Annotated in this window: 10 protein-coding genes; all 10 read left to right on the top strand. The window is 33.5% G+C overall.

Annotated elements, in window-relative coordinates; genetic code table 11:
• The first annotated feature begins 318 nt into the window (after positions 1-318).
• The 10 genes from GO621_RS18395 (at position 319) to GO621_RS18355 (ending at position 8,216) form a co-directional block, all read left to right on the top strand.
• Positions 319-1,281: a hypothetical protein gene (locus tag GO621_RS18395; RefSeq protein ID WP_157569816.1), complete on the top strand. Its 963-nt coding sequence runs from the start codon at positions 319-321 to the stop codon at positions 1,279-1,281.
• A gap of 3 nt (positions 1,282-1,284) precedes the next feature.
• Positions 1,285-1,488, top strand: coding sequence for a hypothetical protein (locus tag GO621_RS18390; RefSeq protein WP_157569813.1), 204 nt, complete (start codon positions 1,285-1,287; stop codon positions 1,486-1,488).
• Positions 1,489-1,692: 204 nt separating this feature from the next.
• Positions 1,693-1,962 carry a hypothetical protein gene (locus GO621_RS18385; protein ID WP_157569811.1) on the top strand — a complete coding sequence of 90 codons (270 nt, stop codon included), beginning with the start codon at positions 1,693-1,695 and terminating at the stop codon, positions 1,960-1,962.
• Positions 1,963-2,270: 308 nt separating this feature from the next.
• Positions 2,271-2,798 carry a hypothetical protein gene (locus GO621_RS18380; protein ID WP_198170317.1) on the top strand — a complete coding sequence of 176 codons (528 nt, stop codon included), beginning with the start codon at positions 2,271-2,273 and terminating at the stop codon, positions 2,796-2,798.
• A 3-nt stretch (positions 2,799-2,801) separates the two neighbouring features.
• A complete protein-coding gene (locus tag GO621_RS18955) occupies positions 2,802-2,978 on the top strand; it encodes a hypothetical protein (protein WP_198170316.1) in 177 nt (58 codons plus the stop codon).
• A gap of 500 nt (positions 2,979-3,478) precedes the next feature.
• Entirely contained in the window at positions 3,479-4,621 is a 1,143-nt protein-coding gene (locus GO621_RS18375; RefSeq protein WP_157569808.1) for a hypothetical protein, read from the top strand.
• Positions 4,622-5,360: 739 nt separating this feature from the next.
• Complete coding sequence (yidD, locus tag GO621_RS18370) at positions 5,361-5,723, top strand: membrane protein insertion efficiency factor YidD (RefSeq protein WP_157569806.1); 363 nt, start codon at positions 5,361-5,363, stop codon at positions 5,721-5,723.
• Between the two features lie 12 nt (positions 5,724-5,735).
• A complete protein-coding gene (locus GO621_RS18365) occupies positions 5,736-5,927 on the top strand; it encodes a hypothetical protein (protein WP_157569804.1) in 192 nt (63 codons plus the stop codon).
• Between the two features lie 514 nt (positions 5,928-6,441).
• The gene (locus GO621_RS18360) at positions 6,442-6,783 is read left to right on the top strand and encodes a DUF2185 domain-containing protein (RefSeq protein ID WP_157569802.1); all 342 of its coding nucleotides are present in this window, start codon (positions 6,442-6,444) and stop codon (positions 6,781-6,783) included.
• A gap of 830 nt (positions 6,784-7,613) precedes the next feature.
• Positions 7,614-8,216 carry a nucleotidyl cyclase domain-containing protein gene (locus GO621_RS18355; protein WP_157569800.1) on the top strand — a complete coding sequence of 201 codons (603 nt, stop codon included), beginning with the start codon at positions 7,614-7,616 and terminating at the stop codon, positions 8,214-8,216.
• Positions 8,217-8,477: the final 261 nt, after the last annotated feature.

The following is an 8,477-nucleotide window of genomic DNA, read 5'->3' as shown; positions in this document are numbered from 1 at the left end:
GAAAATTTGTACTTTTATGAACTTACTGCTTTTACTAAACTTTTTTGCTGAAAATTCCCAACCTTCGCCAAGCCTTTTCCGTTAGGCGCAATTTGTGTTTTCGCCCGAGAAAGTTTGCTAAAGATTTTTTTGTCCCAAAAAAGCAAAAACACAAAAAGCGGCTAACATGGGTTTGGCAAAAGTTGGGCGAAAATACTTTTCTAAAATTTGTACTTTTATGAACTTACTGCTTTTACTAAACTTTTTTGCTGAAAATTCCCAACCTTCGCCAAGCCCTCACCGTTATGTGCTATTTTGCCGACCAAACCGAATCACTACATGAAAAAACATTTCCTATTCTTAGCTTTGACGTTTACGACAACCCTTTTTGCTCAAACTAAAACAGTATTTCTGACCAAATTCCCTAAGACTGTACCAATCGGAAAAAAATGGATAGTTGAAGCCAATAAACCGACCAAAATACAAGTTGGCCAAGGCGTTTTAAATTCTGGCTCTTTCTGTAATGCTATGTTTCTTTCTAATCCACAAATCGTTTATAACATTAACAGGGGTACTATTTATGAAGCGGAAAGTTTTGGAATTATTTTTAAAAATTTGGAAAAAGTTCCGTACACAAATGACATAACTTATAATATTACTCCCGTTTCATTTATAGACAAAACATTCTCGTTATCTAAACTACAAACTACTTCCCCTGAAAATGTTGGAGCGAAAAAATTAGAATTTATGGCAGGGGAATCAGTATTTATTGGCAACTGCCTTGAATCAATAGAATTAGTTGAGGTAAGTATGACTCCGCAAGAAATATTATCACAGAAAAATAAAACTCTACAATTAAGAAATAAAGAAAACTTCATTAATTCAAATTTAAATATTCCAATAAACACGGAGAAAGCTGTAGAACCGGGAACTAAACCTCAAATTCAAGATAAAAACTTGCAGTACATTGTATTTACAAGTACTGCTGTCCTATGGAAAAAACCCGGAAAAGGAACTTCTGTAGACGAATCAGAATGGACGTTAACTTTAACACCTAAAATCTTTGAAATGAAAAGTATGAACTATGAAAAAAAGTTCAAAGTAGTTGGTGTAAAATATGACGAAGATTTTCAAGCCCAAAAATTTGAATTGGCAGATAATAATGGAACTCATACATTTGATTTATTACTTTCATATAGTTTAACATCAAAGACCTATTCTGCAATTGTAGGCTCTATAGATTTTAAAGAAGAGTATCAGTTTCAAGAAGTAACAGCAAAAGAAAAAGAATTTCAAAAATAAATCATGAACGAATTAATAAAAAAGCTCCAAGAAGTTCAAGAGCTAATGGACAAAACAGCATTAGACATCGGTCAAAAATTTGCTGTTTATTCCGCTTTAAAAGACGAGAATTTAGTAAAACCTTTAAATGAAAAAGTCGAATTGTTTCAAAAGCTTGAATTAGAATTTAAGGACTTAGAGAGAAGAATTCGGACTTCAGAAAGATAAACAGCACATAACATTGGTTTGGCAAAAAACTGGCTGACGAGATAAACATCAACTTTTGTTTTGCTATTTTGCTTCGGTTTCGGCAGACGGAATAAAATTTAGCCGATAAAAACAGTATTGAACATTGGAACTTTTATTTAGCTTTGGTTTGGGCGGACGAATTTCAATTTCCAATTCTTCGCCAAGCCTTTTCCGTTGTGTGCTATGCTGACAGACATTCCAAAATATATCGACGGCGCAAAGACTTTATATATCTCGAAATCGAATATAACTTTTAACAATGTAATTATTAACGATATTCAAACTTCAATAGAATATATCGTTGTTTGCCAATACAAAGATGACAGCGGTTTTTATCTTTTTGGATGTGACAAAAACTTTAACACACAAACTGACTTTTTTTACGACAGCATTGATGAAGCATTGGAGGATGCCAAAAGATTGTATCAAGTTCAAAACATTCAATGGATATAACAAGCTAACTAAAAATAATATTTAATCGTTAAAAAGCACAGCACACAACATTGGTTTGGCAAAAAACTGGCGGACGGAAGTTTTTGAACTTTTGTTTTACTATTTTGCTTCAGTTTCGGCGGAAGGAACATTTTTTTAGCTTGTAAAAACAGTATTGAACATTGGAACTTTTATTTAACTTCGGTTTCAGCGGACGAGTTTCAAATTCCAGTTCTTCGCCAAGCCCTTTCCGTTAGCAGAAATGCTACAAAGACCCAAACGTTTAAAAGACATTTGACGACTGTCTTAACATTTCGTAAATTAGCTATGTGAAGAAAAGAAGCAGTATAGCACTCGATTTTGAAATTGACCGACTCACAAATTCAATCCAAAACACAATTTCTGGCGACAGCTTTCAGACAGACGTCAGCTTGGTAGCGAAATCTGATTTTAAACTGATCACAAAGAAAAATGGTTGGTCTTTTAACTGGAAAAACGAGTTTAACGATAGTGCAAAAGAAGTTTACAAGCTGACTGTTGTTCATAATTTCAACGTTATTCAAGGTTTGTTAAGTTTATCAATAGAAACCGACCATGTGTTTATGAACTTAGTAGAAAGTGCCGCGTTCAATATTGGCAAAAATAAACTGTATGAAGGTGTTGCTGGAAACTTAGTTGCTTATGCTTGCAAGGTCTCTTTTCAAAAAGGTTTTGAAGGTTTTGTTGCGTTCGACGCAAAGACTAAACTTATTCGGCACTACGAAAAGACGTTAGGCGCGTATAGGTTTGGCGGACAAAGAATGATTATTCCAACACATGCTGCAAAATTTTTAATTGATAAATATTTTAAAAGTTAAACGATGGGACATATAAAAGAACCGGAAGGAGTTGATTTCATGATTCAAAGCAAGCCTTTGACAGATGATGAAAGAAAAGAAATAAGTAAATACATTCAGGCTTACAAGACAAATCAATCTGAAAACAAGTCAATAATGAAAGTCAAAAAATCTTCTTCAAAGCAAAAAGTTTCGACTTAATAAAAAAGCACTTCTGCTAACATTGGTTTGGCAAAAAGCTGGCTGACAGAAGTTATTGAACATTTATTTTACTATTTTGCTTAAGTTTCGGCTGACGGAACAATATTTAACTTTTAAAAGCAATATTGAACTTTGGAACTTTTATTTAGCTTTGGTTTCGGCTGACGGATTTCAATTTCCAGTTCTTCGCCAAGCCTTTTCCGTTAGGCACAATTTGTGTTTTCGCCCGAGAAAGTTTGCTAAAGATTTTTTTGTCCCAAAAAAGCAAAAACACAAAAAGCGGCTAACATGGGTTTGGCAAAAAACTGGCTGACAGTTTACAATTCAGCTTTTATTTTTCTATTTTGCTTTAGTTTCGGTTGAAGGAACATAAATTTAGCTGGTAAAAGAAGCATCAACTTTGGAACTTTTATTTAACTTTGGTTTGGAGCGGCAGGATTTTAAATATCAGTTCTTCGCCAAGCCTTTTCCGTTAGCGGCAAGCATAAGACAAACTCCGTATGAAAGTAGCTTATCACTTTAAATGCACAGAAATTCAAGAGCGGTATGACAGCTTGTTCTATAAGATAGTCTTTACAAATCTTTTAAATCTTAACGAGCCGTTCATTTCTTCAAAAATTCTAATTGGAGACCTTATCACTTATGAAATGATAAGAAAGTTCGACAAGCCCAGTGATTTTCTAAATTATCTATTTCAAACAAAGGGAGACAATTGGAAACGAATCCTATTTCACAAAACCAAATACTTTATCGAACAAGATATATTTGTAATTTGCTTTGAAACTATACAAAAGGAGATTGCAGAGAAACTACATGCTTCTTTAAAAAATGAAGAACATTATTTAGGTAGCTTCGAAATTGACAACGCAATAGAATTACATTGGTGGTTATACTGCGAATGTATTGGTCCAAAGTTTAGAATCCTAAACAGAGATATTAATATTCTTCTTGACACTGACAATGAAGAAGAAAAAGAAACTGCTGAACATTTTAAGGAGCTTTTGAAAGGAATCCCATTTAAAAAAGTGAATACAGAGTTTTCCAATTATAGATACTCTTTGATGGACGACAATCATAATTTTGAGAATGCGAAAAGGACAGCGGAATGGAAAAAAAGTACAGAATCGCTTTTTACTACAATTACAGATGAAATTATCGCAAAACTAACCGATACAGCTCCAGAATTGACAGACCGGCTATGGACAATTAATCATACATTTTCAAATGCACAAACAGGAGAACAATATGCATTGGCAATGACATCTTGCAGACGGCTTTTTGAATATATTGTTGACTGTTTATTTCCTGCAACGGATGAAATAATTGATGGGCATTCTTTAAAGAAAGACAAGTACAAAAATAGGTTATTAGAATTCGCGAAAAGAGAGCTAAAAAGCGAAACAAATATTGACTTAATTGTTACAAACACAGTTTCACTATTTGACGAATGGAGCAAACTTTATGAACTATCCAATAAAGGTGTTCATAATGAAGTACATAGACAAGAATGTCGAAGATGTATAATAAGGACAATTCTTTTATTGGATGATTTAATTTCAATCAAACAAACACCTTTTGAAGTAAAAGTGAAGGCAGAAAAATTTTTTAACGACTTTTTGGATGATAGAAATGCCAGCCGCTAACATTGGTTTGGCAAAAAACTGGCTGACGAATTAAACATCAACTTTTGTTTTGCTATTTTGCTTCGGTTTCAGCTGAAGGAACAGAAATTTAGCTTGTAAAAACAGTATTGAACTTTGAAACTTTTATTTAGCTTTGGTTTCGGCTGACAGATTTCAAATTCCAGCTCTTCGCCAAGCCTTTTCCGTTGCACGCCATTTGCCGACCAAAGTGCAGACATATTTGCCGACTTTTAATAATCGCCGACTAATTGCGCTGACTTTTTCCAATGCTGTTTTTATCGGCATAAAATTGGAATTCAAACTTTTGGTTGGTAAAAACAGTATTTGCAAATGACTTTTTGGGTTTTGCTAATTAAGTTTAATTTTTGCAAACGGACAATCGAACTTGCGGCTTTTCTTGCGGACAAACTTCGGCGGACTTTTACGCGCCGGATTTTAAAATGCTATTTTTATAAGTCAAAAGTTCGCAAGACAAAATATTCGCCGGACTTTTTGTTCGCTGACTTTTAATGTTTAAATGTTTGACGGACAAAAATCTGTTTAAAAACACAAATTCGTATTTCTGCTTTTAAACATAAAACGTCGTGCAACATTGGTTTGGCAAAAAACTGGCGGACGAAAGTTGTTGAACTTTTGTAATTATTTTTTATCTTTAGTTCAAGTTCTTGGCTGACGGATTTCTATTTCCAGTTCTTCGCCAAGCCCTGTCCGTTGTATGCCATTTTAACCGACATTATCTATGACTATTAACAACAAATTTGATGTTGGACAAGACACATTCGAATTAAATGTTGACCCCAAAAATGCTATTTTAGTTGAAAGACACTTTTCTAAATATACTAAACTTGACAAGGAAATACAAAATAAGGCAATTCCTAAAAAGCCTTTTTGGCTGAATTTAATTATTCGATTATTACGATTTTATCAAAAAAATATTTCTCATAAACTTGGAAATAGGTGTGTTTTTGACCCAAGCTGTTCTCATTATTCCGAAGAAGCGTTTAGAGAATTTGGATTTCTAAAAGGAACATTGCTTACAATTAAAAGACTTAAAAAATGCAAGCCAGAAAATGGCGGTATAGACGAACTAAAAACCAAATAAATTCCTAATAATATGCAGTACAAAATTGAACAAATTGGTGCACAATTCACCGACAAAGACATCTTAAATTTAGAATCAAGATTTTCTAAGTATGCCGACGAGCAAGGTTACAAATTCCATTCAGTATTTCAAATTCAAAAACCAGGTTGTTTGGGAATTGGAACACCAACAACAACTTATCTTGCTGTATATGTGAAAGAGTAAAAAAACGGCATACAACATTGGTTTGGCAAAAAGCTGGCGGACGGAATAAACATCAGCTTTTGTTCCGCTATTTTGCTTTACTTTCGGCAGAAGTAACAAAATTTAGCTTGTAAAAGAAGCATCAACATTTGAATATAAATTTAACTTTGGTTTCGGCTGACGGGTTTTAAATTCCAGTTCTTCGCCAAGCCTTGAACGTTAGGCGCAATTTGTGTTTTCGCCCGAGAAAGTTTGCTAAAGATTTTTTTGTCCCAAAAAAGCAAAAACACAAAAAGCGGCTAACATGGGTTTGGCAAAAAACTGGCTGACAGGTTACAATTCAGCTTTTGTTTTGCTATTTTGCTTCAGTTTCAGCTGACTGAACATAAATTTAGCTGGTAAAAGAAGCATTAACATTTGAACATTAATTTAACTTTGGTTTCAGCGGCAGGGTTTCAAATTCCAGTTCTTCGCCAAGCCTTGAACGTTAGCGGTAATTATGGAAACCACATCGCAAAGAAAAAACTTCTAATCAATGACGAAGAACTTTAAATTAAAAGCTGACGAAATTTTAGAAATTATTCCAAAGATGGGAAGTTGCATTGCTACAGACAAGATAACTATTGAGGGAATGAAAGTAAAATATATGTATAGAGAAGAGCCAGACGACAAAATCGATAGTGATAGTGGTTGGAGGTTTTTCTCAGGGACAGAAAATCAAAGTTATGTTGACAATCCAGACAATTTAATGTTTTACGACCTGAATACTATCGCAAATTATGATGACGCAATTATACAATATCTAAACAACCCAATCGGGACAGAATTAGAAAGAATCGAAGGAACGGACCGATTTCAAATAATAACAGAACAATAACTACCGCTAACATTGGTTTGGCAAAAAACTGGCGGAAGGAAGTAATTAAACTTTTGTTTTACTAATCTGCTTCAGTTTTCAGCAGAAGAAATAAAATTTAGCTGATAAAAGAAGTATCAACATTTGAACATTAATTTAACTTTGGTTCGGGCGGAAGGGTTTTAAATTCCAGTTCTTCGCCAAGCCCTCGCCGTTGCCTGCAATGTTAACAAGCGTACTATCTGACAATTTAGATACTCATTATACTATGAAATGACAAATATTTGGAAGATAGCAAACACAATAGTTTTAATTGTACAATTTATTATTTGCATTTTGGGTACATTTTATAAACATATTGCATTTGGTTGGGGACTTGGAGATATGCTATGGTATGGACTTATGTATTTGTTATTGATTATCCATTTCATTTGGACAATCAAATCTAAAAACAAATCATCAGGACGTTTTCAATTAATGACGGTAATTTTTTTTGTAACGATAATTTTTGTTTGTCTAAAGGCGACAATATGGAGAGGAGTAGAATATCCTTGGAATGGTAAAGTGTTTTACAGCAACTAAACAATTATAAAAAACCGATAGATTAATGACAAACACTACAGGCAACATTGGTTTGGCAAAAAACTGGCTGACGTAAGTTATTGAACTTTTGTTTTGCTATTTTGCTTCAGTCTCAGCGAAAGGAACAAAAATTTAGCCGGTAAAAGAAGCATCAGCTTTTGATTATAAATTTAACTTTGGTTCGGGGTGGAAGGAATTCTATTTCCAGTTCTTCGCCAAGCCTTTCCCGTTGCCTGCCATTATAACTGACAACCTAACAAACGAAAGCTATGTATTTGAATTTTGACAACCCACAATTATTAAAGGAACAAATTGAAGGACTAACACCAACAAAAGGTGTTTGCATATTCATAGACATTTGTGGCTCGACAGCAATAAAAAGTGAGGACTTAAAGAAGTGGATTATTTTAATTGGTAACACAATTAGAATTTGTTCAGGAACTTCAACTTTATTTCGTGACAATATTTTAAAACTTATTGGTGACGAAATAATGATTTTTATTCCCGACGACAAGATTATTCAAGCAAATGAAAATTATGCAACAGTATTAGACATTTTAAAAAATTGCGTTTCTATAAATCCTCCTACAATTGAAAATATTACACTTAAGACAAAGGCTGCAATTCATTATTGTACCGATACATATAATATTTCATACAGTTCAATAGTAGACGATTATTATGGAAATGGAATTGACCTTACTGCACGGTTGATGAAAAAATCAGATGAAAGAAAAATTGTTATAAGCGAAACCTTTTATAATATGGTGAATCAAATTGAACCATCATTTTTGTCGGGTACTAGTGATATATCACAAGAACAATTCAAAGGTATTATTGGAAAAACAGATTATAGAGTTATGACAGTATAATAAAATAACGGCAGGCAACATTGGTTTGGCAAAAAACTGGCTGACGAATGTTTCATCAACTTTTGTTTTAACATTTTGCTTCAGTTTCAGCAGACGGAATAAAATTTAGCTTGTAAAAACAGTATTGAAGTTTTTGTTATAAATTTAACTTCGGTTTTTGGCGGAAGGAATTTTATTGCCAGTTTTTCGCCAAGCCCTTTCCGTTAGGCGCAATTTGTGTTTTCGCCCGAGAAAGTTTGCTAAAGATTTTTTTGTCCCAAA

Source organism: Mucilaginibacter arboris, from assembly GCF_009754915.1.
Classification (GTDB): Bacteria; Bacteroidota; Bacteroidia; order Sphingobacteriales; family Sphingobacteriaceae; genus Mucilaginibacter_A; species Mucilaginibacter_A arboris.
This window is presented reverse-complemented; position numbering and strand designations above follow the sequence as displayed.